At 42.9% G+C, this 23878-nt stretch carries 39 protein-coding genes; all 39 read left to right on the plus strand.

Annotated features, from left to right (window positions below):
• Positions 1-41 precede the first annotated feature (41 nt).
• The 39 genes from BM124_RS02620 to BM124_RS02795 all read left to right on the plus strand — a co-directional run bounded on the left by BM124_RS02620 (position 42) and on the right by BM124_RS02795 (position 23876).
• Positions 42-698, plus strand: a complete 657-nt coding sequence (locus BM124_RS02620) for a DnaA ATPase domain-containing protein (protein WP_170840921.1) — start codon at positions 42-44, stop codon at positions 696-698.
• 5 nt (positions 699-703) lie between these two features.
• On the plus strand, positions 704-877 hold the full coding sequence (locus tag BM124_RS18710; protein WP_170840922.1) for a hypothetical protein: 174 nt from the start codon (positions 704-706) through the stop codon (positions 875-877).
• A gap of 274 nt (positions 878-1151) precedes the next feature.
• A complete protein-coding gene (locus BM124_RS18500) occupies positions 1152-1304 on the plus strand; it encodes a Fur-regulated basic protein FbpA (RefSeq protein ID WP_170840923.1) in 153 nt (50 codons plus the stop codon).
• Positions 1297-2034 carry a hypothetical protein gene (locus tag BM124_RS02630; RefSeq protein ID WP_093335096.1) on the plus strand — a complete coding sequence of 246 codons (738 nt, stop codon included), beginning with the start codon at positions 1297-1299 and terminating at the stop codon, positions 2032-2034. The genes BM124_RS18500 and BM124_RS02630 overlap by 8 nt, the downstream gene beginning before the upstream one ends.
• Positions 2035-2186: 152 nt before the next feature.
• Positions 2187-2399 carry a hypothetical protein gene (locus BM124_RS02635; RefSeq protein WP_093335097.1) on the plus strand — a complete coding sequence of 71 codons (213 nt, stop codon included), beginning with the start codon at positions 2187-2189 and terminating at the stop codon, positions 2397-2399.
• Between the two features lie 39 nt (positions 2400-2438).
• The gene (locus BM124_RS02640; RefSeq protein WP_093335098.1) at positions 2439-2756 is read left to right on the plus strand and encodes a hypothetical protein; all 318 of its coding nucleotides are present in this window, start codon (positions 2439-2441) and stop codon (positions 2754-2756) included.
• A gap of 28 nt (positions 2757-2784) precedes the next feature.
• A complete protein-coding gene (locus tag BM124_RS02645; RefSeq protein WP_093335099.1) occupies positions 2785-3018 on the plus strand; it encodes a hypothetical protein in 234 nt (77 codons plus the stop codon).
• A gap of 49 nt (positions 3019-3067) precedes the next feature.
• The gene (locus BM124_RS02650; protein WP_093335100.1) at positions 3068-3376 is read left to right on the plus strand and encodes a hypothetical protein; all 309 of its coding nucleotides are present in this window, start codon (positions 3068-3070) and stop codon (positions 3374-3376) included.
• A gap of 26 nt (positions 3377-3402) precedes the next feature.
• Positions 3403-3555: a hypothetical protein gene (locus tag BM124_RS18715; RefSeq protein WP_170840924.1), complete on the plus strand. Its 153-nt coding sequence runs from the start codon at positions 3403-3405 to the stop codon at positions 3553-3555.
• A gap of 36 nt (positions 3556-3591) precedes the next feature.
• On the plus strand, positions 3592-3828 hold the full coding sequence (locus tag BM124_RS02655; protein WP_093335101.1) for a hypothetical protein: 237 nt from the start codon (positions 3592-3594) through the stop codon (positions 3826-3828).
• Positions 3829-3871: 43 nt separating this feature from the next.
• Entirely contained in the window at positions 3872-4147 is a 276-nt protein-coding gene (locus BM124_RS02660) for a hypothetical protein (RefSeq protein WP_093335102.1), read from the plus strand.
• Positions 4148-4185: 38 nt separating this feature from the next.
• Positions 4186-4455, plus strand: coding sequence for a hypothetical protein (locus tag BM124_RS02665; protein ID WP_093335103.1), 270 nt, complete (start codon positions 4186-4188; stop codon positions 4453-4455).
• 213 nt (positions 4456-4668) lie between these two features.
• Entirely contained in the window at positions 4669-5283 is a 615-nt protein-coding gene (locus tag BM124_RS02670; RefSeq protein ID WP_093335104.1) for a dUTP diphosphatase, read from the plus strand.
• Between the two features lie 32 nt (positions 5284-5315).
• Entirely contained in the window at positions 5316-5513 is a 198-nt protein-coding gene (locus BM124_RS19635) for a DUF6011 domain-containing protein (protein ID WP_425288498.1), read from the plus strand.
• On the plus strand, positions 5446-5763 hold the full coding sequence (locus tag BM124_RS02675; protein WP_093335105.1) for a hypothetical protein: 318 nt from the start codon (positions 5446-5448) through the stop codon (positions 5761-5763). Before BM124_RS19635 ends, BM124_RS02675 begins: the two co-directional genes overlap by 68 nt.
• Before the next feature lie 12 nt (positions 5764-5775).
• The gene (locus BM124_RS02680) at positions 5776-5970 is read left to right on the plus strand and encodes a hypothetical protein (RefSeq protein WP_093335106.1); all 195 of its coding nucleotides are present in this window, start codon (positions 5776-5778) and stop codon (positions 5968-5970) included.
• Positions 5971-6034: 64 nt separating this feature from the next.
• Positions 6035-6229 (plus strand): DUF3954 domain-containing protein, encoded by a 195-nt coding sequence (locus BM124_RS02685; protein WP_093335107.1) that lies wholly within the window; start codon positions 6035-6037, stop codon positions 6227-6229.
• 127 nt (positions 6230-6356) lie between these two features.
• Positions 6357-6821 carry a sigma factor-like helix-turn-helix DNA-binding protein gene (locus tag BM124_RS02690; RefSeq protein WP_093335108.1) on the plus strand — a complete coding sequence of 155 codons (465 nt, stop codon included), beginning with the start codon at positions 6357-6359 and terminating at the stop codon, positions 6819-6821.
• Positions 6822-6885: 64 nt separating this feature from the next.
• Positions 6886-7440: a site-specific integrase gene (locus tag BM124_RS02695; RefSeq protein ID WP_093335109.1), complete on the plus strand. Its 555-nt coding sequence runs from the start codon at positions 6886-6888 to the stop codon at positions 7438-7440.
• A gap of 449 nt (positions 7441-7889) precedes the next feature.
• Entirely contained in the window at positions 7890-8486 is a 597-nt protein-coding gene (locus tag BM124_RS02700) for a hypothetical protein (RefSeq protein WP_093335110.1), read from the plus strand.
• A complete protein-coding gene (locus BM124_RS02705) occupies positions 8464-10257 on the plus strand; it encodes a phage terminase large subunit family protein (RefSeq protein WP_093335111.1) in 1794 nt (597 codons plus the stop codon). Before BM124_RS02700 ends, BM124_RS02705 begins: the two co-directional genes overlap by 23 nt.
• Positions 10258-10296: 39 nt before the next feature.
• On the plus strand, positions 10297-10521 hold the full coding sequence (locus tag BM124_RS02710) for a DUF6148 family protein (RefSeq protein WP_093335112.1): 225 nt from the start codon (positions 10297-10299) through the stop codon (positions 10519-10521).
• An 18-nt stretch (positions 10522-10539) separates the two neighbouring features.
• Entirely contained in the window at positions 10540-12120 is a 1581-nt protein-coding gene (locus BM124_RS02715; RefSeq protein WP_093335113.1) for a phage portal protein, read from the plus strand.
• Positions 12041-13180: a head maturation protease, ClpP-related gene (locus BM124_RS02720; RefSeq protein ID WP_139217054.1), complete on the plus strand. Its 1140-nt coding sequence runs from the start codon at positions 12041-12043 to the stop codon at positions 13178-13180. The genes BM124_RS02715 and BM124_RS02720 overlap by 80 nt, the downstream gene beginning before the upstream one ends.
• Complete coding sequence (locus tag BM124_RS02725) at positions 13180-13557, plus strand: head decoration protein (RefSeq protein WP_093335115.1); 378 nt, start codon at positions 13180-13182, stop codon at positions 13555-13557. The genes BM124_RS02720 and BM124_RS02725 overlap by 1 nt, the downstream gene beginning before the upstream one ends.
• 24 nt (positions 13558-13581) lie before the next feature.
• Positions 13582-14643, plus strand: coding sequence for a major capsid protein (locus tag BM124_RS02730; protein WP_093335116.1), 1062 nt, complete (start codon positions 13582-13584; stop codon positions 14641-14643).
• 13 nt (positions 14644-14656) lie between these two features.
• Entirely contained in the window at positions 14657-15067 is a 411-nt protein-coding gene (locus BM124_RS02735; RefSeq protein ID WP_093335117.1) for a DUF7210 family protein, read from the plus strand.
• On the plus strand, positions 15067-15408 hold the full coding sequence (locus tag BM124_RS02740) for a hypothetical protein (RefSeq protein ID WP_093335118.1): 342 nt from the start codon (positions 15067-15069) through the stop codon (positions 15406-15408). The genes BM124_RS02735 and BM124_RS02740 overlap by 1 nt, the downstream gene beginning before the upstream one ends.
• Positions 15405-15968: a phage tail protein gene (locus tag BM124_RS02745; RefSeq protein WP_244504203.1), complete on the plus strand. Its 564-nt coding sequence runs from the start codon at positions 15405-15407 to the stop codon at positions 15966-15968. Before BM124_RS02740 ends, BM124_RS02745 begins: the two co-directional genes overlap by 4 nt.
• Positions 15969-16147: 179 nt before the next feature.
• Positions 16148-16453 (plus strand): hypothetical protein, encoded by a 306-nt coding sequence (locus BM124_RS18720; RefSeq protein ID WP_170840925.1) that lies wholly within the window; start codon positions 16148-16150, stop codon positions 16451-16453.
• The gene (locus BM124_RS02755; protein WP_093335120.1) at positions 16450-16779 is read left to right on the plus strand and encodes a hypothetical protein; all 330 of its coding nucleotides are present in this window, start codon (positions 16450-16452) and stop codon (positions 16777-16779) included. The genes BM124_RS18720 and BM124_RS02755 overlap by 4 nt, the downstream gene beginning before the upstream one ends.
• Positions 16779-18233: a phage tail sheath family protein gene (locus BM124_RS02760; RefSeq protein WP_093335121.1), complete on the plus strand. Its 1455-nt coding sequence runs from the start codon at positions 16779-16781 to the stop codon at positions 18231-18233. Before BM124_RS02755 ends, BM124_RS02760 begins: the two co-directional genes overlap by 1 nt.
• Positions 18233-18745 (plus strand): phage major tail tube protein, encoded by a 513-nt coding sequence (locus BM124_RS02765; RefSeq protein WP_093335122.1) that lies wholly within the window; start codon positions 18233-18235, stop codon positions 18743-18745. The genes BM124_RS02760 and BM124_RS02765 overlap by 1 nt, the downstream gene beginning before the upstream one ends.
• Positions 18746-18763: 18 nt before the next feature.
• A complete protein-coding gene (locus BM124_RS02770; RefSeq protein WP_093335123.1) occupies positions 18764-19069 on the plus strand; it encodes a phage tail assembly protein in 306 nt (101 codons plus the stop codon).
• A 193-nt stretch (positions 19070-19262) separates the two neighbouring features.
• Positions 19263-21653 carry a phage tail tape measure protein gene (locus tag BM124_RS02775; RefSeq protein WP_093335124.1) on the plus strand — a complete coding sequence of 797 codons (2391 nt, stop codon included), beginning with the start codon at positions 19263-19265 and terminating at the stop codon, positions 21651-21653.
• Between the two features lie 15 nt (positions 21654-21668).
• Complete coding sequence (locus BM124_RS02780; RefSeq protein WP_093335125.1) at positions 21669-21881, plus strand: tail protein X; 213 nt, start codon at positions 21669-21671, stop codon at positions 21879-21881.
• A gap of 26 nt (positions 21882-21907) precedes the next feature.
• Complete coding sequence (locus tag BM124_RS02785) at positions 21908-22885, plus strand: phage late control D family protein (protein ID WP_170840926.1); 978 nt, start codon at positions 21908-21910, stop codon at positions 22883-22885.
• 14 nt (positions 22886-22899) lie between these two features.
• Positions 22900-23481 carry a hypothetical protein gene (locus BM124_RS02790; protein ID WP_093335127.1) on the plus strand — a complete coding sequence of 194 codons (582 nt, stop codon included), beginning with the start codon at positions 22900-22902 and terminating at the stop codon, positions 23479-23481.
• Entirely contained in the window at positions 23478-23876 is a 399-nt protein-coding gene (locus BM124_RS02795) for a phage tail protein (RefSeq protein ID WP_093335128.1), read from the plus strand. The genes BM124_RS02790 and BM124_RS02795 overlap by 4 nt, the downstream gene beginning before the upstream one ends.
• The last annotated feature ends 2 nt before the right edge of the window (positions 23877-23878 follow it).

The raw sequence follows: 23878 nt of genomic DNA on the forward strand, positions 1-23878 counted from the left end.
ACTACAGCCCCTGCGAATGCTATGACTACCGCAAGCAGCTTATGGACAAACGAGCCGAAGAAGCAGCCGTGCCCGAGAATTTCAAAGATGCCAAGCTCAATAATTTCAAAAAGGACGTCTATGTACTACCTGAATCTCAGGAGATCATTAATCTAGCATTTAAGGCGTCCAAAAACTTTGTTTGGCACTTTGATAAATTCCGCGACGAAGGGAAGGGGCTATACTTTCACAGTAATACAAAGGGATCTGGGAAGACTCGATTAATCAGCAGCATAACCAATGCTATTAATTCGCAGCACCCACAACTTCATGCCATTTACAAAAAGGCAGATGACTTGCTCGGAGAAATTAAAAGCACTTTTATTCCAAATGTAGATACAGAGCAAGTGATAGATAAATTCAGAACATCTGACTTATTAGTTGTTGATGACCTTGGTGTTGAAAACATCGACGATAAAAACGGGTGGGTTGAACGAACGCTGACGGATATTTTTGATAAACGGTTGGAGAAAAACAAAGTGACCATTTTCTCTTCAAACTATTCATTGTCGGATTTGGACGGCGTTTATGCTTCAGACCGAATAAGTAGCAGAATACGCAAGATGGTTGTAGAGATCCCAATGCCGGAAGAAAGTATTCGTGACCAAGAGAGCCGAAAAGAAGCAGAAGAGATGGAAAACATATTGTTCCGGGGGTGAGAAAAGTGGTCGAATCTGCGATTTATATTCGCGGACGGAAAATGCCGGACGAGCTGTGGGAAGTGCGCAAAGGGCAGTTGATGGAAATATATCGGGAGAATGAACGTTTATTACGCGACATGAAGAAAAACGTGCACACCACCCCAACTAACATGATGGGGCAAACAGTAAGCAATTAATATATGAGACTGCTGGATTTATAGGAAATAGATGGAGGGATAGCATGGGATATTTCCCAAACGGAACAGCGGGGGCAGCATATTTTGAACGTTATTGCTCCAACTGCAAAAACTGGACACAGCGAGAAGAAGATGGGTGCCCGATATGGGGTATGCACTTGGCTGACAATTACGACTTATGCAACGTAGAAGATAATTACCTGGATAAATTGATACCTCGTACGGAGCAAGGAAACAAGCAATGCGTGATGTATTTACCGGAGGAGGGATAAGGATGGAGCTTAGACGGCAAGTAATCATAAAGGATCTTGAGCAGAAGGGTTTTTTCCTTGCTCTGGACGGACGGTTGCTGAATGAATTGACGGTGAGTGAATTGGAACGGGAGAGAGTACGGATTCCTGAAGTGATGGAGGTTAAAAATGTTTAAACCCATTGAAACAGAGCCGAGTAATACCAACGAAAAGATACGCTTTAAAGATGGTTCCAGGGAAGTGTCATTTGAATTGTCGCAGCTTTCTTCCGGAGAACGACAGCAATTGATTAACCGAGCCATGACCTTTATTGGATCCGATGAATCTGAAGAAAATCCGGATCCAATAAATGACGCTGAAGAGATACATCAAGGCATAAAGATGGAAAATGGGATTCCACTCTATCAAACCTTCCTTTGGTGTAAGAAAGAAGGCTGCCATAACAGAGAACAGCATTATATTGCTCATAACAAGAAAGTGTACTGCAGCAAATGTAAAACTCCTCATTTGAAGCGAAAAGCTAATCCCGCTGGAGGCAATCTGAGTCGTGATAGATTCGGAAATTATTTCAGAGCTGACCGGTTGGTTGAAGATTCGGAAGCTAAACAAGAAAAGTCAATGACAAATACGAGTGTAACCAACACTTCTGAGGACGAGCGAGAATCTGATACAACTAAGAAACTCCCTCTGCAAAAGACGACCGACAATCATTTATCGTCAGTCGGAGAAGCGTTAAAAAAAGCTCAACAAGACAAAGAAGAAGTTGCTCCATGGACAGACCATCAGGCTCGAGTGAAAACTACATGCAGCGAATGTAACAAAGAAATCAATATTTACTGGAAACAGGGACAGAGTAAAAAGAAATATTGCTTCGATTGCAAACAAAGTAGGGAAGTGAGCGCATGATGATTGTCTGCAGCCAGTGTGGGAGGAAAGAGGACGTAAATTTCTTTCCTCAAGACTGGCATATTGACAAACAAGCAGGTTTGATGGAAAACCCGTTAACTTGCGGCAATTGCCAAAACAGGAGTAGTTGACGTGGAAAGGAGAATTTAAAAATGAGACTTGTCAACGGAAAGAAGCAAGACATTGGTAATCAGGTTGATGCTGTAAAAGAGGCTGTACCTTTGCAAATGGAATTATATGTGGAATTTGCGAAATTGCAAAAGGCCTACTTTGATGAATTAGTTCAGGCTGGTTTCTCTGAAAGCCAAGCTCTTCATATAGTGTCGGTTCAAGGACCTTTAGCTAATGGACAGCCAAGTCAATAAGAGCACATCTGACGGACTACGATCACAAAGGAGGGACCTATGACTGCAAGATCTTTTTTAAACGGACATCCGATAGAGCATAACGGCACGGGATGGGTGTATAGCGACACCAAGGAATCAACAGTAGTAAGCAAAGAACAAGGTTGCAAAGAGTACGTCAAAAGAAAATGCGGACACTGCGGACAAAAGGAAACGGCAGAAGGGCATGATGGGTGCTTAGGAACGTTGATAGGTGTGATGAACGCCTGCTGTGGACATGGGAAAGAAAAGGGAGCCTACGTCCAGTTTTGGAACAGGGAAAGTGTCCGAGGTCGCAAGGCGATTGAGATTATGAAAATTTTAAAGAAACATTCTTAAATGACGGATTATCGAAGGAGTGAAAAAAGTGTTCAAAAAGTTACTACGTAAAGTGAATAAACAGAATCCCGAACGAGAAACTGATGAAACGAACTACAATTATGTCTGTCTATCCACAGACCCGAATAATACGATAAATGACCTCCGTGTAGGTGAATGGAACATGCCTGAAGTGCAAAAAAGTTTAATAACAGGGATGTTGAGATACGCGAAGCAAAGCGAAGTGGATGAAGCGAAAGAAAACGGCAGGATAAAGAGCTGAATTATTACGTATACGACGGAATATGAGAATTAAGAAAGGATGATTGGATATGAGCGATATGGCTGAAAAATGGGAAGCGTGGGAAAAACAAGCCGAGGAACTAAGCAAAATCAACGGTGAGACAGCCTCCCTTTCGGAAATAAAAGATTACTTCAATCACTTCAAAAGGTTGCCTTACCCAGAATCAGCTACGTTTGAACGGATTATAAATGACGCTATGAGGTTGAAATCATATCGCCAAGAAATAATTGACGGTCTGTCCACTGTCACCGATAAACAACCTCCGAATAGTAAGGAATTGTTACACTGGCAAGCTGGTTTTGCGGCGGCAATTGACTTTATAGAAGATAACTATTAATACGCATACCGAAAGGAGAAATGAAAATGAAATATGCGATTGTGTTAGATAGTTTCATCATGGAAAAGTTTGATACACCTGAGGAAGCCTATGATGAAGGACGTTCTGCTTATGAAGAATCTGGTTTGTTCCATGAAATAAAGCTGGTGTCTGATTCAGCAAAAACTATAAATGATTAATTCTCATAGCGACGATTACGCGAAGGAGGAATAAGCATGGCACACAATTTCAAGCCAGCCGGTGAAGAAACGAAAATATGTAGAACATGCTATCATTTCAGCCTTCATGCGGGCGTTTTCTCCTTCTGCTTGGTTCAAGAGTATGATGTCTATGAAGGGGATAGCTGCGACATGCACACCGAGAGTGCATGGATTGGACGAAAGCGCGAGAAAGAGTTGACGCAATATGTAGACACCATCTTTGACAGAGGAGATGGCAAGGCGAATTTTTGATTATCGCAGGGTCTTGATGATTATCAAATAGGAGGAATAAATGATGAGATATTACGAAATTCACCACCCTTATTACGCCATGATAAAAGCAGAGGATGAAAACGAAGCAGTGAAAGAGTATATCAATAGTGTTGCTGGCGACGAAGGCGAAGAAGGATCCCTGATGAAAGAAATGGATGAAATAGATCGAGATACAGCAATTATCAAATTTTCAATGGCAGCAGGAGAAGGGGAAGAGAAAACCGCCATTACCGAGAAGAAAAGACACTTTAATGATGAAGATTACTCCATTCTTCTGATTGATGGTGCGCTGGTATGATCGACGATTACATGCAATAAGAGGGAGGCCGAGGAAGCATGACAATAAAGAAAAAGGAATGGGATAGATGGCAGGGTATAACGGATGAGATCAATGCAGAAAATGCGGTGTTACGAAACATCAAAGAGAGGCTAGACAAACAGACGAAGAAAGACCTTGAAAAATACGGGAAAACGGTCAATCCGGACGACTACAGTGTGACAGGCTGGATTGAGCATGCACAGGACGAACTGATAGACGCGCTGGTGTACTTGGAAACGTTGAAGCAAAAGGAGTGGCTGGATGAATTGCCCCGTAAAAAACTGTAGAGGTCGTCTGTATGTTCTCGAAGGTCCGCGTTTAATGACGAGCAAAAGGAAATCCGGTTTATGGCGTCGTCGTCGTCAATGCGATACCTGCTCTACCCGGATGTCTACATGGGAAGCTGTAGACTTGGAAACAGTGGTTAAGCACATTAAGAAAAAGCCAAACGGTAAAAAGAAAAATCGAGGAAAACCTAACTTCAAAAAGGATGATGTAATGTGAATTTAAACGAAATGGTTGAGAAGCAGCGCGAATTGGATGAAAGAATAGTGCAAGAAAAAGGGCTGGAAGGGGAGGATTTGCTACCGAAGAGAATACTGGCTTTACAGGTGGAATTAGGGGAGCTCGCAAACGAATGGCGTGGTTTTAAGATGTGGAGTAACGATCGGGAGCCTAGAATATGGGGGCCTAATCCAAAGAATGTTTGCGAAGTATGCGATGGTCAAGGATATACGAATCCCCATTTGCCATTCATTGAAAGGACATTCTGCGGTAACTGCGATGGTTGCGGTGTTCATTTCAACAATCTACTCCTAGAAGAATACGTAGACTGCCTGCACTTCATCCTGTCGATTGGTATCGAAATCGGAGCAAACAATTACAACTACACCAGCGTAAATGTGATACCTGACACCACAAGAGCTTTTAATTTTCTGTTTGAACAAGCTTCTAAGCTGAACAAAGCCAAAAACGATAAAGCCATTTACTATTTAATGCTTCATAGTTTTATAGATTTTGGTCTAAAAAACTTAGATTTCACTTGGAGTCAGGTAGAACAGGCCTATATGGAAAAGAACATGACCAATCATGAAAGACAGGAAGCCGGATATTAATTGGAGGTCTTACTATTGGAAATAAGCACTGTATACGATGTGGGAGATCGTTAACTGACAGTATCAGCCGTGTTAGAGGATATGGGCCAATATGTTGGATTAAGTCTCAAGAGTCTATTGATTTGATTGATTCACTGCAAAAGTTGAACGGGGAGGATGCCGATGATGGTACAACTGGATCTTATAGAGTCTCTCCATTATTTCAATCCGGCCGCCTCAGCATGGATTGATACGAAACAAGAACCTGTACATTGTTATGTGAAAGCTGTTGTTCCCGAGAAAAGAAATTCTAGGAAATCGGATTTTATGACTTGGGCTGCACACCGCGATGCGATCTTCAGAGCTTATGAATGTTCATTAAGCGAAGCAGAAGAAATTCTTCACCATTCATACGAGAACAACACTCCAGTCACAATGAAAATCTATAGAGACGAAGAGCATGAGTTTTATTTTACGAAAGTAGAAGATTATCTTAAATAGGGGGATAAAGAGATGAAGTATATTGTACAAAGTTATCGTCACCTTGTTATTGGCCAACCGTATTGGGCCGATTATTGTGAAGTGAAAAATTTCAAAGAAGCTGATAGGAAAGCTGATGAATTATTAAAGAGTGGTGTAAAGCCCGAAGATATCAGAGTTATACAGATAGTACGAAGTTACAAGTCTCGATTAGAAGTTGTTGAATGAAGAAGCCGCCCCTCTCGGAACGACTGTCGCACATTTATTTTAACACAACCCGGGGAGGGCAAACATGGGAGATTTCGATTTAAAACAAGAAATTAGCCTGAAAGAAGACGCTGCCTATGTCGTCAAAAATGGGAAGCTTACAACAATGAAAGCTCCTGAATGCGGCCACGGAAATGACGAGATCGTTTGGAAAGACGGCAAAGTCTTAGATGTGATCCGAAGCAAGAGAGAAAGAATAAATGGCCAAGAATACATTTAATGTTTGAAAGTGCATAAAAATTCAATAGTCCTGAGCGATGAACGCAGGGGCACTGATTATGGAGCAGATAACGACTGCTCTATAGTTAGTGCTCCTTTTTTATGTATATAAAAGGGAGGCAGTTATTATGAAAGATTTACTGGACGAATATAAAATAACTCGGTCTGATTTGAAAAAAGCTTTAATAACTGCTAATGAAGAAGATGCCTTTCATTTCAAGCGAATGATATCAGATCTGACATATGCTATTGACTGGATGAGGTTGGGGTACAATCCGGGCAACACAAGGGGCATTGAAAGACGGGCAGCGTACGAAAGAGAAGTTGCTGTGGATCCATTACACATACAAAGCTACGTCAGCAATACTACTACTGGGCACACCGGAACTAGTGAAGATGATAAGCAACGTATACAAGAAGCGCTGGAAGTCCTGACAGATAGAGAACGTGATGCTTATTTAATGGTTCGGGGCGAAGCGCTTCCGCGCGAAGAAGTGGCGCGGCTTCTAAATGTTTCAAAGGGGACAGTAAACAACATGATCACCAGATGCGAGCAAAAGATTATATCCCATCGAATAGCGCCGGCAAATTAGCCGGCTTTTTGTCGCCCGAAAGCACGCAATAGATAAGAAGGATTATATAGGAGCGTGGTTATATGTGAATTACGTACAACCGATTCGAGATCCTGCGAAAATTGAAATGATGAAAGAGTACCTCAAAGAGAAGAACGAGCGCGATTATGTTCTGTTTGTTCTTGGCATTAATACCGGATTACGAATAAGCGACATCCTCAACCTGCAGGTAAAGCATATACAGGGTCACTACATCAGAATTATGGAGCAGAAGACCAGGAAACAGAAACGCATACGGATTACCCCTGAACTGTTTCCATACCTGAAAGAGTATATGCGTAACATGCAGCATGATGATTATTTGTTCCAGAGCCGGAAAGGAAGGAACAAACCTATTCAACGTTCCGCAGCTTATAGAGTATTGAGAGAAGCTGCAGACTACGCCGGACAAGGAGAAGTTGGGACGCATACACTTCGTAAAACCTTCGGTTATCACTTCTACAAGCAGAAGAAAGATGTAGCCATGCTGCAGGAGCTTTTCAATCATTCGTATCCCAGCACAACGTTGAAGTATATCGGCGTGAATCAGGATGCGATGGATAATGCTATGAGCTCGTTCAAGATACCCACAGGGTTATAAAAATAGAGGTATTCAGGCTTTCTTATACCCACAATGAACCATAGTGAACGTTGTGTTTCGTTCAGTTAGGAAAGAGAGATAAGGATTGTTGTGGCAGGTGTTTTGAGTATTGATAAAAAGAAACAGAATACCTGATATGATTCATTCGTGGATAACTCATTATATCTGTGGATAGTGAAAAGTCAAGGAATTCTTCATAGTATTTTTGTTCTGTTTTTTTGAATCAATGCAAAAGCAAAATTTTTCTAAAAGGGAGCACCCCCTCACTTGCCTTAAACCCCTCTAAGCCTTGGGGCGCAAGGGATACAGAAAAACGGGTCCTTCTGGGTATCTTAAACCCCTGCGGGTGCATACGAGCCCGAAAATTGCCCAGTTTCTGCGTTTTTAAGGCCATTTCGCTTTCAAGCGTCCGTCATTCTGGGAAATAATTTAGGAGGTGATGAAATGCCATGGCACGCAAGGATTTAAAAGAAAATAACTATCTTGTGACAACAGCTGAAATTAGCGAAATCCTTGGTTTATCGAAGCGAAGAATTCAGCAATTAGTGCAGGAAAAAGCGCTTGTACGCGTGTCTCATGGGAAATTTGATCTACCTTCTTCTATAAATTCCTATTTTGAATACAAAATGGAAAAAATGCAGACGGAAGATGATCTCGATAAGAATAAAGAGGCAGCTAAATGGACCAGGGCAAAAAGAGAAAAGACAGAGCTGGAAGTTAAAATTATGCGTGGCGAGCTGCATCGTGGAAAAGACGTAGAAAGAGTAATGAGTGATATGCTTGGCGCTTTTCGGGCTCGTCTTCTGTCTTTTCCATCAAAATATGCTCCCCAGGTACTGGGTAAAACGGAAATACCGCCTATTAAAGAGAAGCTCAAAGACGGTATTTACGAAGCTTTAAACGAACTATCTGAATACGATCCGTATGTATTCTTCGATCAAAGCAAAGACAAGCTGTATTTGGAAGAGGAAGAGGAAGATCCGGAATCGGAAGTGGCTCTAATGGAAGAAGGTCCGGAGGCTTATGAGCGTAAGCAGGAAGAATAACAGCACCTCAAAGCTGTTTAAAAGATTAACAAAAGAGATACTCTCTCCGCCTCCGGATCTTACTGTATCAGAATGGGCGGATTCATACCGTAGGTTATCCAGCGAATCTTCTGCGGAGCCTGGACAATGGAGAACAGACCGCGCACCGTATCAAAGAGAAATACTGGACTCCATGCTGGATCCGGAGTTGAAAAAGATTGTCGTCATGGCAAGTTCGCAGGTGGGGAAAACCGAGATACTGTTAAATGCGGTAGGATACCACATTGACTTTGATCCATCTCCAATTCTTCTTCTTATGCCAACAGAACAGCTTGCAAAAGATTTTTCAAAAGAAAGGCTTTCTCCGATGATCCGTGACACGCCGGCCATTCGGAATAAAGTAGCTGAGTCAAAAACAAGGGATGGAGGTAATACCACACTCCAGAAAGCTTTTACCGGAGGGTATATTGCATTGGTAGGAGCGAATGCACCAAGCGGACTATCTTCCAGACCGATCCGTATACTGCTGGCTGATGAGGTAGACCGTTTTCCGGTTAGTGCAGGAACAGAAGGCGACCCGTTATCCCTAGCTCAGAAGCGGACGAATAACTTTTACAATAGCAAAGAAGTAATTGTGTCTACACCAACCGTGAAGAATGCTTCTCGAATTGAAGCGGAATATAACCTTGGGACACAGGAACTTTGGAATTTGCCATGCCCTTCCTGCGGTGAATATCAACCGTTACGCTGGCAGCAGATAAAGTTTGAATCAGCCTCCCACGCCTGCAAACATTGTGGGACGCTGCACAATGAATATGAATGGAAAGATGCAAAGGGAATGTGGGTTGCTCAGAATCCTGACGCTAACTTCCGGAGTTTCCACTTGAATGAACTGTTATCCCCATGGAGCCCGTGGAAGAAGGTTATTGATGACTTTTTGGAAGCCAAATCAAAGGGTCCGGAATCCTTAAAGGTATGGGTGAATACCTCGCTGGGTGAGTCATGGGAAGAAGAAGGTGAACAGCTGGAAGAAGACGAGTTGTTGAAACGCGCTGAAGGATACGAGGCAGATGTTCCGTCTGGTGTGAAAATACTGACCGCAGCTGTAGACGTTCAAGATGATCGTTTTGAAATTGAAGTTGTAGGCTGGGGAGCCGGGAAAGAATCATGGGGTATTGAGTATCATCAAATATTTGGGGACCTCAATACAATGACTCCGTGGAATGACCTTGATGCATATCTATCACGAACATGGAAGGATAGTCAGGGAAAGGAATGCGGAATTGCAGGAGCATGTATAGACAGCGGCGGCCATTTCACACAGGAAGTATACAAATTCTGTGCCCCACGTAAAAGCAGACGTATTTTCCCGATCAAGGGGCAGGGTGGACAAAATCAATATATACCTCTTGTGAATGGATACAAGGAAATCAAAGGGTTGAAAGTATTCTTGTTTCACCTTGGTGTTGATGAAGGGAAAGCGAAAGTCATGTCACGTTTGCAGCAGTTAGAAACCGGACCCGGATTCTGTCACTTTCCAGTAGGAAAAGGGTACAACAAATCCTATTTTGAAGGGCTGACAGCTGAAAAATTGGTCACGCGGTATCGCGAAGGAATCCCGTATAATGTTTGGAAGCAGGTTCGGGATCGTAACGAACCGATTGACCTCCGGGTGTATAACACTGCAGCGATAGAAATATTAAATCCTAACCTGGACGAAGAATTCACGCCGGCGCAGCAACCTAAAAAGCGAAGAAGAAAAAGGACGCATTCCCGTGGCGCAAGCATTTAGAACTCATCATACAGAGTTCTTTTTTTGTGAGGTGATAGAATGAGCACATTTACAAAAGAACGAGCAGAGAAACACCTTAATGCCTGGCTGGATGCTGAATTGGCTGTTACAACCGGTCAATCTTACAGCACAGCTAATCGGAGTTTAACGCGCGCTAATCTCCCGGAAATCAGAAAACAAATAACGTTTTGGCGCATGGAGTTGGCTAAAGCGGAAGGTAAAGGAAAACGTAAAGTTACGAGAGTTATCCCACGCGATATGTAGAGAAGGGAGGGGTGGTTATTGACTAAACAGAATGCTCCCACGCAGCGAAGGGTGAAAGGTAGAAAAAGCGCCAAAGTGTTGAACCAAGGATATGGTTCCCATGGGGCGAATGCTGAAAAAACGAGCTTGGCCGGATGGATAGCAGCAGCGGGATCTGCCATTGAAGATATAGAAAGGAATGTAGATCAACTTAGAACGCGTTCCCGTGACTTGTATATGGGTTCTCCATTGGCCGCCGGAGCTTTGAAAGCAATTCGGACCAGCGTAGTAGGTTCCGGGCTAAAACTAAACGCACAGCCGGATCATGAGTATTTGGGTATGACTCAGGAAGAGGCGGAAGAATGGTCTTCGAAAGTAGAGCGGGAGTTTTCCCACTGGGCAGATAGCATTAACTGCGACGCGCAACGGATGAATAATTTTTACGAACTGCAGCAATTGGCTTTTTTGTCATGGCTGATGAGTGGAGATGTATTCTCCTTGCTCCCCATTATAAAAAGGAAGGGGGCAATATATGACACCCGCATTTATTTGATTGAAGCAGATCGTATTGATACTCCAAATGACTCTAAGGGTGTGTCGTATTTTAACAACAAAATTATTAATGGGGTGGAAATTGCTGATTTTGGCGAAGTGATTGCCTATCATATCGCGCAGCATCATCCAAACTCTATCCACTTTTCTGCGCCACAGGAATGGAAAAGAGTTTTGAAGTTCGGCGAGAAAACTGGACGACAGAATATCATTCATCTCATGGAATCAGAGCGTCCGGAGCAACGACGAGGGGTTCCCATTTTAGCTCCTGTTATCGAATCATTAAAGCAATTATCACGATACACAGAAGCGGAACTAATGGCTGCTGTGGTGAACGGGTTTTATACTGTATTCATCAAATCACAAAGTCCTGATGAAGGACCATACGGCCCCAGTATCCCTGATGATATGCAGGTTGATGATGAAGATGATGGGACATACGAACTCGGAAGTGGATCTGTTGTAGGTCTTGCTCCGGGAGAGGAAATACAAGAATCCAACCCAAGTCGTCCGAATCAAAACTTTGACGGGTTTGTCACTTCTATTTGCCGCCAGATCGGAACAGCACTGGAAATTCCGTATGAAGTGTTGCTTAAACACTTCACCTCCAGTTATTCAGCAAGTCGTGGAGCGCTAATGGAAGCTTGGAAGATGTATAAAATGCGTCGTGCTTGGCTCGCTAATGATTTTTGTCAGCCTATATATGAAGAATGGCTGTCAGAAGCGGTGGCCAAAGGGCGTGTTGAAGCTCCTGGTTTTTTCGATGACCCATTGATGAGAAAAGCCTATTGCGCTGCAGAGTGGACTGGACCTTCTCAAGGTCAGCTTGATCCGTTGAAGGAGGTGAATGCAGCTGAGAAAAGGGTGAAGGGTGGTTTTAGTACAAGAACAAGAGAAACCACAGAACTCACAGGCACTGATTGGAAGACTAATCATAGAAAACGAGTCATGGAAGAAAAACTACGTGAGGAAGGAGGACTGAAACAAGGTGAACCGAACCAATCTCAACCAACCGATCCCCCAGCATCGAATCAAGATGATGACAGGGAAGACGACAGCGACGACTAATGAAGGCAAGAAATTCTGGGATATCAAAAACATTTCTGCTGATAAGGCAGAATTGTTTATTTATGGTGATATTGAACCTTTTCAAATTGTAGAAAGTGACGTTACAGCCTATGCCTTTGCGGAAGATTTGAGAAGCGTCGGTGAAGTGGCCGAAATTGATCTACGAATCAACAGTTCGGGAGGGGATGTATTTTCTGCTCAGGCTATTTACAGTTTGCTGCGTTCCCATAACGCAAAAATTACAGCTTACATTGATGGCATTGGAGCATCGGCAGCTTCTTTTATACCGATGGCTGCGGACACAATCTACATTCCAAAAAATGCATTGATGATGATTCACAATCCTTTGATGATGACTATCGGCAATCGTAATGACCTTCTAAAAACTGTGGAAGTTCTTGATAGAGTCAAGGACACCATTATCGCAGCATATGAAAACAAAACCGGAAAAGATCGTCAGGAAATTAGCGATGTTATGGACGAAGAAAAGTGGATGACGGGAGAAGAAGCGGTGGAAAACGGATTTGCTGATGAACTCTTAGACGAGGTCGAGGCCGTTGCAAAAGTAGAAGGCAATTATCTTATTGTCAATAACATCAAACATGACCTGTCAAAACTTAAAAACATCTCTTCATATTCCGGCAGTCAAACAGCGAAAACAAATACCGAGGAGGAAAAGATTATGAACCTGGAAGAGCTTAAAGAAAAATACCCGGAAATCTACAATCAAGCAATGAAAGCCGGCGCTGATCAAGAAAACGAACGCATTAAGGCCATTGAAGAAATGCAGATTCCAGGCAATGAAACCCTTGTTAACAATGCAAAATTTGAAACAAGAAACTCTGCGGAAAAGCTGGCTGTTGATATTATCAAGGCTCAAAAAGAACAGGGCAGCAGTTACTTGAAAAACAGAGAAGAGGACGCCGGAGAATTAAATAACATTTTTGGCGGTGAAGCTCCGGAAGATAAGTCGTCAGAGGAACAAAAAAATGAAGATTTTGAAAAGGTAGGCAAAGGTATTGCCGATTTCATTAATTCTAATCGAGGAGGTGCGAAGTAATGCCTGAAAATCTTCAAACCAACCACGGGCAATTTCAAAATGATAATCTTTTTGCAGGATTGGTAGCCGATGTAGTGACGGATTCTGTGACCGTAAAAAGCGGTGAGAATCTGGTACGTGGAACTGTAGTGGGGCTTGACACGAATAATGAAGCAGTTGCTGTTGATTCTGCTAATACAGACGGAAGTGAGGAACCTTTTGGTGTGCTTGCAGGAGATGTGGATGCTACGAACGAGGCGCTACCCGGAGCCGTCTATCTGACAGGAGAATTTAACGAAGAGAAACTGACATTCGGCGGTTCCGATGCAGCAGCAGATCATTACATTTCCCTTCGCGACAAAGGAATATTTTTGAAAACCAACATTTCAGCAGACTAATAAGTAAAGAGAGGATGACGATTTATGGCTGATCAAATCAATATTTATGACACTCGAACCATGCTGGCAGCAGTAGAACAAATGATTCCGACTCACACATTTTTACGAGACACTTTTTTCCCGAACAGTATTACGTTTCGGTCGGAGCATGTGGACGTTGATTATTTTAAAGGACGCAGGAAAATGGCTCCGTTTGTATCACCTCGAAAAACCGGTCAAGTTATGGACCGAAGCGGATATGAAGCCCAAAGTTTTAAGCCTCCATTGATTAAGCCTCAACGTATTATTACGGGGGAAGACCTCCATCATCGTTCCCCAGGGGAACAAGTATACTCTCGTCGTTCTCCACAACGTCGTGCTGCTGAAATGATAGCGCGTGATATTGAAGATCTGGATGATGCCATTACCCGGCGTGTTGAGTGGATGATTGCTCAAGTCTTGTTTACTGGTAAAGTAAACGTAAAAGGCGATGGTGTAGATGCTGTTCTTGACTTTGGATTCACAAATATGGAGACTTTGAGCGGCACTGATAAGTGGGATAATTACGCAAACACAGATGGACAGTATGAAACAGACCCTATGGGATATCTCAAAGAGAAACGGCGTGAAGTCACAAGAAAATCAGGAGTGTCACCTAACCGCGTTATCATGGCTTCCGATGTTGTTACAACTTTTGTGAATCACCCAAAAGTACGTCAAACACTTGACACCCGGCGTGTAACACTTGGACAAATCAATCCAGATTTGCTTCCTGACGGTGTTACTTATATTGGATCTTTAAGCGAGTTGGGTATGGACATTTACAGCTATGATGAATGGTATTTTGATGAAGATGAAGGAATAGAAAAACCGATGGTTCCAGATGGTACGGTTATGCTCGGTTCATCAAACGCTCGTTCTTCTCTCCTGTACGGCGCTGTAACATTGACTGACAGAAACACAAACGGGTTCGTCACGTATGAAAGTGAGCGTGTTCCGGATTCTTGGATTCAGAAGGATCCGCCTGCTCGCATTCTTCAGATGAACAGCCGGCCGGTGCCTGTACCTCACGAAATCGATTCCTGGTTTGTGGCAACAGTTATTTAAGGAGGTGTGACATATGGATTTATATGCGAATCAGCCTATTAAGCATAACGGAAAAAGTTATGATATTGGAGACACACTTGAAAAGGTAAACAAAGAGGATGCGGAGCGGCTCATTTCATTAAGGGCTGCTTCTTCTATGCCGGGGAGAGAAAGTTCTGAAGAGGCGAACGAACCGAACGACCCCGTTGAGAACGTTGAGAACAATGAAAGCAAAGATCTCAAGCAAGAACTCAGTGAGCTTGATTTTTCTGATTTAAAACAAGCTGCTACTGATCACGGCATAGAGTTCAACGCTAATATCGGTGAAGAAAAGTTGATTGATCGTATTATTTCAGAAGAAAAAGCTGAAGCGGTACTTGCTGAATTTGAAGAAGCTGAAGAAGTTGAAGAAGTTGAAGCGGAATCAGCAGACGGTGAATCGTAATGGTCCGTTTAAAAGATTACCTTGAAGAAGATCTAGATACCTTCTTTAACACGGATGAATTCGCGGAAGAGATTGACATCACCCACAATAAGAAAACGAAAAGACTTACTGTGATTCCTGATGACGATCTATTGAAAAGACATGCCTTGAAAGAAGGGAAAGAGGGGCTCGCTGAAGACGGGCTCCTTATTCATGTGGCCAAGAGAGATTTTGTTGAAGCCTTCGGCGAACCATATCATGATCAGAGGCTGAACCTAAGGAAATCCTTGTACACTATCATTGAGTACCAGGAAGACCATGACGTATATACCATCACTCTCAGGAGGTACAGCGTCATATGAAAATGTCGGTAGAAGTTGATGAAAAACTACTTGAAGAAGTGCAAAGCAGACTAGGAGCGTTTCAGAAAAAAGCTCCCAATGCGATTTCTAATGCCCTTAACCGCGCTTCTTCCAACGTTCGTTCGAACATCAGCAAAGAAATACGTAAAGAGTATGTAATAAAGGCCGGAGATGTGAAGGAAACCCTTTCAAAAGGGAAAGCACGCAGAGGAGATTTAAGCACAGAAGTACGATCACAAGGATCGGTGATTCCTTTAAACCGTTTTAAGGTATCTCCAAAAACGGTGAATCCGACAAGAAAAAAGCCAATCAAGATTGGCGTAAAAAAGGGAAGCACCAAAGAGGTTCGGGGAGCATTTGTAGCTGATATCAATGGACCGAAAGTGTTTAGCCGTCATGGTAAGTCAAGGCTTCCGATTAGTAGATTATTTGGTCCGTCTGTCCCTCAAATGCTCGACAACGAAGAAATTCGTCAAGAAATTAATGATCAGGGTGTTGAAACGTTTTATGAACGCTTAGATCATGAGATATTCCGTCTTTACGAAAAAGGAAGGGGGTAAACATGGTACCTCACGAACTCCAGGACGAATTAGACAAACGGTTGAAGGGTGTTTTAAAGCATATGCGCTTTGAAAACCCTACGCCAAGCGAGGAAGAACCAGACCCCATCCCCCTTAATTTTTACACGCAGCATTTACCGGAACGTCGAGACGGCGATATATCTCATTTTCCGTTTATTTTGACACGGGTACGGTACGGAGAAGAATCGTCAGAAGACGGACATTTGAAGCTTCAGGTGTTCATTGTTATTGCTGTCTATGATGAGAGTGGTAACCATCAGGGACACCGTGACGTGTTAAACATCGTGCAAAAAGTGGTAAATAATCTGCATCATTTTCGCATATTGAACAAGACGTTTGAACGTGATTTTCCTTTACGCTGGGACTATGAAGATGAAGATACATTTCCTGTTTACTTCGGAACCATCGAAACAAATTGGATTATGCCGGAAACTGAAAGAAAGGACGTGAGGGATTTAATATGACTGAAGAGACAAAGACCTCTGCTGCCAAGAAAACAAGCACTTCTAGGGCCAAGACAGCAGCCAAAAGCAGCACAAAAGAAACCGTTATCTACATTGGGCCAAGCATAGGAAATCAATTACGACAAAACTCCATTTTTCGAGGGAAGTTACCTCCAAAAATTCAGGAACATGTTGACAAAAGCGCCGCGGTGAAGGCGCTTTTTGTGTATCCGAAAGATTTGAAGAAGTCCTTTCAAAATCTAAAAAAATCCGGGACAAAAGAAAGTACTCTTTACAAAAAAGCATTTAAGTACTCGCAGGCTATCCAGAAAGGAGAAGCTGAATAATGGCATATCGGCATGGGATATATACAACAGAAAGTGATACGCAGGTAGTCGATCCTGTAGAAGCAGGCACCGGTCTGGTTGTTTTTGGGACGGCCCCTGTCAACCTATTGGATAACCCGTCTGAAGCGGTAAATAAGCCAATCCAGGTTAACGACTGGAATGGCGCGAAAAATGAAATTGGGTATTCAGAGGATTGGAGTAAGTTCACTCTATGTCAGCAAATGGACGCTTCCTTTCGCAGGATTAATGCCGGCCCTGTCATATTTGTCAACGTTCTCAATCCTACGGATCATACTGCCTCTGAATCTGCTGTGACCATCAATGTCAGTGAAGGAGAAGCAGTCATTGAAAAAGAAGGTGTACTTCTTAACTCGCTGACTGTATCGGCAGGAGATGGGAGTTCCAACTATGTAGAAGATACAGATTACACAGCTGATTTTAATGAAGACGGACATGTTGTTATTTCCATTCTTGATAGCGGATCAATTACCGGATCCGATTTAACCGTTACCTACGACTATTTAGACCCTGAATCTGTTACCTCAGAAGACATTATAGGCGGCTATGATTCAGAGAACGGGACTTATCAAGGAATCGAAGTTATTGAGCAGGTTTTCCCTCGCCTAGGTGTGAATCCGGGGTTGCTATCAGCTCCTGGTTGGTCTCATCAGGAGGAGATTGGAACCACACTTGTATTAAAAAGCCGTGGCATAAACGGCGGGTTTAACGCAGGTAACATCTTAGATGTAAAGGGTAATACAAAAGATGATGCAGCTTCAGATAAAGATACAAAACTTTACGATGACTCGTCTTCCACTATCTGCTGGCCACGAGCTAAAATTTCCGGAAAGACGTATCAGTACAGTGCAATCGCTGCCGCCCTGATGGTTCGATTGGATGCGGAGAATGACAATGTTCCTTACAAGTCACCGTCCAATAAAAAAATATCGATAAGCGCGATGGTAAATGATGCCGGCGAAGAAGTATATTTGGATCAGATGGCCGCAAACGAGTTGAACGGGAACGGCATTTTCACAGCTATCAACTTAAACGGTTGGAGAACGTGGGGGAACAATACGGCGGCTTATAATGACACAGTGCAAAATATCGATGTGAAAGACCGATTTATAGCCGTCCGCAGAATGTTTGATTGGTGGGGGAACTCATTCATGCTTTCCTTCCTGGATCGAGTAGATGATCCCACGAATACACGCCTGATTGAGTCAGTTGTAGATAGTGAAAACATTCGCGGGAACAGTCTTCAAGGAGAAGGACAGATTGCAGGGGCTGCGATTGAATTCCGCCAAAAGGATAATCCGACATCGGACATTCTGGATGGTGTAATTAAATTCAAACAAAGAGTAGCTTTTTATACGCCTGCACGGGTAATAGAAAATGACCTTGAATTCGATCCTACTCTGCTAACTAATGCGCTCTTTGGAGGTGGCGAATAATGACTATTCCAGAAAAAGTGATTAATTATAACGTCTATGATGACACAGATGTTTTAAAGGGCGTATCCGCAGAAGTCACACTACCGACACTGGAGAACATGTCGGAGACAGTATCAGGAGCCGGAATTCTTGGTGAATACGAATCTCCTACGCCTGGGCATTTCAGCAGCACCACATTAGAAATACCCTTTCGAACGCTACACGATCCATCGTTTACTCTCATGGAAAATCGAGGGCGATCTATTGTTTTGCGGGCGGCACAGCAGAGTTATGATATGGCACGCGGAGAAACAAGAAGTCGAGGCCTGAAGATTACCGTTCGAGGTATCCCGAAAGGAAACGAGATGGGAACCCTCGGGATTGGAACACCAACCGAGTCCACGAACACCTTGGAACTGCTATATATCAAGATAGAAGAAGATGGCCGAACATTGTTAGAACTGGACAAAACCAATTTTATTTTTAATGTCAATGGGAGAGATCAGCTGGCAGAAATACGAGACCAAATTTAAGAAAGTTGAGGTTTTAATATGAGTGAAGAACAAAATCAAAATGAATATCTAATTGAATTTAAAAAGCCTTATCAATTTGAAGGACAAGAATATAAAGATGTTGATTTATCGGGGATGGAGAATTTATGTGCCAAAGACCTTATGGATGCCGACAAAAAATTCAACAACAGTGGTCAAACAGCAATTATGAACGAGATGACAATTGGTTATTCCTGCATCATCGCCTCTAAATCTACCGGAAAGCCGGTTGAATTTTTTGAGAATTTACCGGCTCCAGATGCGCTGAAAATTAAACGCACGGTGATGGGTTTTTTGAACGCATAGAGGTTGTAAAAAAACAACAAAACAGCTGGGTCAAAAATGTAACTGGTAAAAAATTGAGAAAAACTTGTGTTCGGCTATCCATAGCCACATACACGAATCTTGATTATTACCTAGGCTTAAACGTGTTTGATCTAGCGGAGATAACGTCTGAAGTCGCAGACGCACTTCCTCAAAAAGGGGGAGGGAAAAAGCAGTGAGCAGCCAAAAAACGTATGAAATAGCCTTTCAGATGGGAGCGAACATGGATTCTTCCGTCCGAAAGGCTTTTTCTAGTGCAAATAAGAACTTGGATAAAATCGGGAATAATGCAGAGGACGCCTCTGAAAAAACCGGACTATTGCAAAAGTCTTTACAGTCAATAGGTAAAGTGGGATTGGCAGGAGTAGGGGCTGCAATGACAGCTGCAGCAGGAGGAGCTGCAGCTGCTTTTGCGTCTGCTGAGAACTTCCAACAGGCTATGAGAAGTGTGGAAGCGGCCACCGGTGCTTCCAATCAAGAGATGAATGAACTAGAAACCATCTCCAAAAATCTGTATAACAATAACATGGGTGAAAACTGGCAGGATCTTGCCGACGCCGTATCTCAAACAAAGAATATTACTGGTTTAGCTGGCGAAGAATTGCAGAATGCTACGAATAATGCAATCGCATACCGCGATACATTCGGAGCAGATTTACAAAGCTCCATACAAGCAACGGATACCATGATGAAAAACTTCGGTATTACCAGCGAACAAGCATACAATTTGTTAGCTCAAGGTCAACAAGCAGGACTGGATAAGTCCGGAGATTTACTTGAATCGGCAAACGAATACGCAAATCACTTTTCAAACCTTGGCATGAATGCGGAAGAGATGTTCAGCATTTTTCAACAGGGTGCTGATTCGGGAGCTTTTTCTGTTGATAAAGTTGGAGATGCCGTAAAAGAATTCGGTATACGAGCTACTGATGGAAGCAAAGCATCTCAAGAAGCATTTGAAACTCTTGGATTGAATGCTGACAAAATGACGCAGAAGATTTCTGAAGGGGGACCCGCTGCCCAAAAAGCCTTTCAAACAGTTATAAAAGAACTAGATAAAGCAGGGGATTCACAAGAAGCCCTCCAAGCCGGCGCTGCTCTTATGGGAGCTCCGTTTGAAGATTTAGGTGTTGAGGCAATAGCAGCTCTGTCTAATGTTCAAAATGAATTCGATATCACAAAAGCATCCATGGATCAAATCGGAGACGTTAAGTACGATACGGTGGGTCAAGCCTTCCAGGGGATAGGCCGGCAACTTCAGACCGGCCTTCTCATACCCATGGGCGAAAAGTTGATGCCTGTACTACAAAGATTCTCCGATTTTATAAACGCTAATATGCCGGCAATAAAATCTGTGTTTGGTGGTGTGATTGATAGTATAGTCCAGTCCCTGAATAACATGGGGGATTCTTTTTCTACTCAGGACTTACAGAATTTCATCACATCAATTCAAGAAAAAATGCCGCAAATTAAAAGCTCCATTCAAGGTGCGTTTTCCACAGCTGGAGTGATTATTAATACCTTTGGGAAAACGTTGAACTGGGTAAGAAAAAATTCAGATCAGCTATTGGCTGCAACTGCGGGATTAGCGTCAGCATTTATAGCTTTTAAAGTGATTACAAGCGTTGTAGCAATGTTTAGAGCATTACGAACTGCTTTAGCAGCAGCAACGATTGCGCAAAGAGCTCTGAATTTAACGATGATGATTAGCCCGATTGGAGTTATTGCTGCTGCAGTGGGTGCTCTTGTAGCAGCGGGAGTATTACTTTGGAAAAATTTCGATATTGTAAAAGTTAAAGTGCAACAGCTTTGGCAAAAGCTTCTCAATAACCCTATAATGGCTATTGTTGCAGGTCCTATCGGAGCTCTGATTGCGGCAGGTATTTCTCTCTGGAAGAATTGGGATTTAATCAGAGCTAAAAGCATTCAAATATGGAATGCAATTAAATCTTTTTTTGCGGGTATCGGACCATGGTTTTCAAAACTCTTTTCTGGAATAGGAAACGCAGCTGCATCGGTAGGAAAAGCAATAGGAAGTGCTTTCACCAGCGCTTATAATGGAATCACAAGCCTTTTCTCGGGTATCGGTAATTGGTTTTCAGGTGTATTCAGCTCCGTTACCGGCGCTTTTCGTTCGGGAATTAATGGCGTCATAGGATTGGCAAACTCTGCGATTGGCAGTTTGAATAATATCAGCGTTGATATTCCTAACTGGGTCCCAGGAATGGGCGGTAAATCGTTCGGTGTTAACATTCCGAGAATCCCTATGTTAGCGGAAGGTGGAATAACAACGGGCGCAACCTTGGCCATGATAGGTGAAGGAGCGGAACAGGAAGCTGTATTGCCTCTTTCAAAATTGGAAGGTATGTTAAGCAGTTCGGAAACAGATAATAGTTCAAGCTATACCGATAACGATACAAAGTTTGTGTATGCTCCAGTGCATTATCATTATGGGGATACAAATCAGGAAGATATCGAAAACGCTGAACGAGAGAGTCAGAGAGATTTTGAAAAGAGAATGAGACGATACGAAAAAGAGAAAGAACGGAAAGATCCACGTCGCTAGGAGGGAGGATGAAGGTTGATATATACAACAATATCCGGTGACACGTTTGATCAGATTGCAAAAAAAGAATTGGGCAGCGAGCGATATACAGGAGAACTATTGGACGCCAATCCAGAACACCTCCATACTGTAATATTCAGCGCTGGCCAGGAACTGACTATCCCTGAATTGAATAACGAAGATGACAGTAGTTCCAGCCTTCCTCCCTGGAAGCGTGGTGATAATTAGTGGATCCTCGACACGCATTTGTTAAAGTGGATTATCAAGGCGTAAATATCGATGAAGCTATACGGCCGGATATTAAAAGCTTTTCATATACTGACAATGCATCCGGTGAGTTTGATGATATAAGTATCAAACTCAAGGATGATCATAGGCGTTGGAGCACAGATTGGTTCCCTCAAAAAGGGGATATCATAGACGCTTCATTAATTGCGGAAAATTGGACGAAAAACGGCGACAGGAAGAGACTTCCTTGTGGTCGTTTTTTTGTTGATGAACCGAAGTTTTCTGGGCCACCCCGGGAAGTTTCTATCGATGCTATTGGTGCTCCCTTAAACAACAACTTTACGGACCGGGAGCGTAGTAAGACATGGCGAAATACAACACTACGGGATATCGCATCGGAGATATCCAGTCGTTCGGAATTGACCCTACAATATATTGGAGACGAAAACCCATCACTTGATGAAATTGAGCAGTCCGAAGAGCCGGACTATTCTTTTCTCGCCAATCTATGTGATGAAGAAGCTAAAGCCATTAAGGTGACGGATCAAAAGATTATTATTTTCGACGAACAAGAATTTGAGCAGCGTGACGCTGTAGATACTTACAGAGAATCTGCGGACAGAGTGCTGGATTATTCATTTGATACATCTTTGACCAATACAGCATACGACGCTGTAGAAATTTCATATTATGACCCGAAAAAAGGGGAGAACATTCAGCATTTATATGCCATCACAGATATAACAGAAGATTCTAAAGTATTTAAGATGAGCAGCAAAGTGAGCACCGGGGAAGATGCTCGCAGAATAGCCCAGAAGAAATTAAGAACCCTCAATAAACGGGAAATTACAGGGTCAATAACGATTCTGGGTAATCCGGAATTGGCTGCAGGAGCCTGCATTATATTGCAAGATTTTGGCGTATTTGATGGAAAGGCCTTTATTGAGAAGATTACACACGATCTTCCGGGATACAGAAACAACGTTGAGTTCCGGTTAGTGTAGTTAGGAGGGATAATATGGGTCAAACATCCGGCAACGAAGCTTTGAAAATTGCACGGAATCTCGTTCGTGTAGGTGAAGTTAGCAGTGTGGACGATGAAAGTGGGATGGTGGAAGTTCTTTTCCGCGACCGAGACAATATGGTGTCAGCTCCATTACCCCTTTTAAGCTTTGAATATAACATGCCGGTTCCGGGTGATTCCGTTGCGTGTTTGTTTATGGGGAACGGACTCGAGAATGGGTTTTGCATAGGGAAATATTACTCAGAAAAGAACAAACCGACGGAGCAGGACAAAAATATTTACCGAAAACAGTTAGACGATAATGTTTATGTTCGGTACGACAAAACACAGAAAGACTTAAAAGTTATTGTTGACAGTGTTGAGTTGAAAGTACAAGGGGGGAGTGTGACTGTGAGCGCCGAGGAAGTTCAGTTAGGAGAAAACGCAGAAGATGGGATTCCATTGGGAAAACAACTGAAACAATGGCTGGACAATCACACTCATCCTATTTCCTGGACAAACTCTGGTGGCAGTGGTGATAGTTCTCCGCCGTCTACATCGAGTCCTTCTCCGAGTGAAAAGGTGAAGGTAGAATGATTGGAAGCTTTGGAGACATTGTGTTTGAAACGTCAGACAAGCGCATCCATTCCTTTTACGATTTTACAAGAGATATAACCTCACGATGGGACTCCTCAAAAATTATCGGTCGCAAACCAGTCAGTGAATTCATCGGCCCTGATCTCGATGGAATTTCTTTTTCTATTGACTTACATGGTCAATTTGGTGTGAGGCCGCGTGTTGAAATGGAAAAATGGAATCGAATGAGCAGATCCGGACAAGTAGAAATACTGGTTATAGGTAAACGAGCATTAGGGTTGGATCGCTGGTACGTATCGGATGTATCGGAAAAATGGAACGTTGTGATGGACAAAGGGGAACTATTATCCTGCAGCGTAGAAGTATCGCTGAAAGAATACATTGGGGAGTTGTAATA

This window comes from Salibacterium halotolerans (genome assembly GCF_900115625.1).
Taxonomy (GTDB): domain Bacteria; phylum Bacillota; class Bacilli; order Bacillales; family Marinococcaceae; genus Salibacterium; species Salibacterium halotolerans.

Excerpts from the sequence above, each read along its gene's own strand:
- BM124_RS02620 (WP_170840921.1), top strand. The coding sequence starts at position 42 with ATGGACAAACGAGCCGAAGAAGCAGCCGTGCCCGAGAATTTCAAAGAT.
- BM124_RS18500 (WP_170840923.1), top strand. The coding sequence starts at position 1,152 with ATGGAGCTTAGACGGCAAGTAATCATAAAGGATCTTGAGCAGAAGGGT.
- BM124_RS02630 (WP_093335096.1), top strand. The coding sequence starts at position 1,297 with ATGTTTAAACCCATTGAAACAGAGCCGAGTAATACCAACGAAAAGATA.
- BM124_RS02635 (WP_093335097.1), top strand. The coding sequence starts at position 2,187 with ATGAGACTTGTCAACGGAAAGAAGCAAGACATTGGTAATCAGGTTGAT.
- BM124_RS02640 (WP_093335098.1), top strand. The coding sequence starts at position 2,439 with ATGACTGCAAGATCTTTTTTAAACGGACATCCGATAGAGCATAACGGC.
- BM124_RS02650 (WP_093335100.1), top strand. The coding sequence starts at position 3,068 with ATGAGCGATATGGCTGAAAAATGGGAAGCGTGGGAAAAACAAGCCGAG.
- BM124_RS18715 (WP_170840924.1), top strand. The coding sequence starts at position 3,403 with ATGAAATATGCGATTGTGTTAGATAGTTTCATCATGGAAAAGTTTGAT.
- BM124_RS02655 (WP_093335101.1), top strand. The coding sequence starts at position 3,592 with ATGGCACACAATTTCAAGCCAGCCGGTGAAGAAACGAAAATATGTAGA.
- BM124_RS02660 (WP_093335102.1), top strand. The coding sequence starts at position 3,872 with ATGAGATATTACGAAATTCACCACCCTTATTACGCCATGATAAAAGCA.
- BM124_RS02665 (WP_093335103.1), top strand. The coding sequence starts at position 4,186 with ATGACAATAAAGAAAAAGGAATGGGATAGATGGCAGGGTATAACGGAT.
- BM124_RS02675 (WP_093335105.1), top strand. The coding sequence starts at position 5,446 with ATGATGGTACAACTGGATCTTATAGAGTCTCTCCATTATTTCAATCCG.
- BM124_RS02680 (WP_093335106.1), top strand. The coding sequence starts at position 5,776 with ATGAAGTATATTGTACAAAGTTATCGTCACCTTGTTATTGGCCAACCG.
- BM124_RS02685 (WP_093335107.1), top strand. The coding sequence starts at position 6,035 with ATGGGAGATTTCGATTTAAAACAAGAAATTAGCCTGAAAGAAGACGCT.
- BM124_RS02690 (WP_093335108.1), top strand. The coding sequence starts at position 6,357 with ATGAAAGATTTACTGGACGAATATAAAATAACTCGGTCTGATTTGAAA.
- BM124_RS02700 (WP_093335110.1), top strand. The coding sequence starts at position 7,890 with ATGGCACGCAAGGATTTAAAAGAAAATAACTATCTTGTGACAACAGCT.
- BM124_RS02705 (WP_093335111.1), top strand. The coding sequence starts at position 8,464 with ATGAGCGTAAGCAGGAAGAATAACAGCACCTCAAAGCTGTTTAAAAGA.
- BM124_RS02710 (WP_093335112.1), top strand. The coding sequence starts at position 10,297 with ATGAGCACATTTACAAAAGAACGAGCAGAGAAACACCTTAATGCCTGG.
- BM124_RS02725 (WP_093335115.1), top strand. The coding sequence starts at position 13,180 with ATGCCTGAAAATCTTCAAACCAACCACGGGCAATTTCAAAATGATAAT.
- BM124_RS02730 (WP_093335116.1), top strand. The coding sequence starts at position 13,582 with ATGGCTGATCAAATCAATATTTATGACACTCGAACCATGCTGGCAGCA.
- BM124_RS02735 (WP_093335117.1), top strand. The coding sequence starts at position 14,657 with ATGGATTTATATGCGAATCAGCCTATTAAGCATAACGGAAAAAGTTAT.
- BM124_RS02740 (WP_093335118.1), top strand. The coding sequence starts at position 15,067 with ATGGTCCGTTTAAAAGATTACCTTGAAGAAGATCTAGATACCTTCTTT.
- BM124_RS02745 (WP_244504203.1), top strand. The coding sequence starts at position 15,405 with ATGAAAATGTCGGTAGAAGTTGATGAAAAACTACTTGAAGAAGTGCAA.
- BM124_RS02755 (WP_093335120.1), top strand. The coding sequence starts at position 16,450 with ATGACTGAAGAGACAAAGACCTCTGCTGCCAAGAAAACAAGCACTTCT.
- BM124_RS02760 (WP_093335121.1), top strand. The coding sequence starts at position 16,779 with ATGGCATATCGGCATGGGATATATACAACAGAAAGTGATACGCAGGTA.
- BM124_RS02765 (WP_093335122.1), top strand. The coding sequence starts at position 18,233 with ATGACTATTCCAGAAAAAGTGATTAATTATAACGTCTATGATGACACA.
- BM124_RS02770 (WP_093335123.1), top strand. The coding sequence starts at position 18,764 with ATGAGTGAAGAACAAAATCAAAATGAATATCTAATTGAATTTAAAAAG.
- BM124_RS02790 (WP_093335127.1), top strand. The coding sequence starts at position 22,900 with ATGGGTCAAACATCCGGCAACGAAGCTTTGAAAATTGCACGGAATCTC.
- BM124_RS02795 (WP_093335128.1), top strand. The coding sequence starts at position 23,478 with ATGATTGGAAGCTTTGGAGACATTGTGTTTGAAACGTCAGACAAGCGC.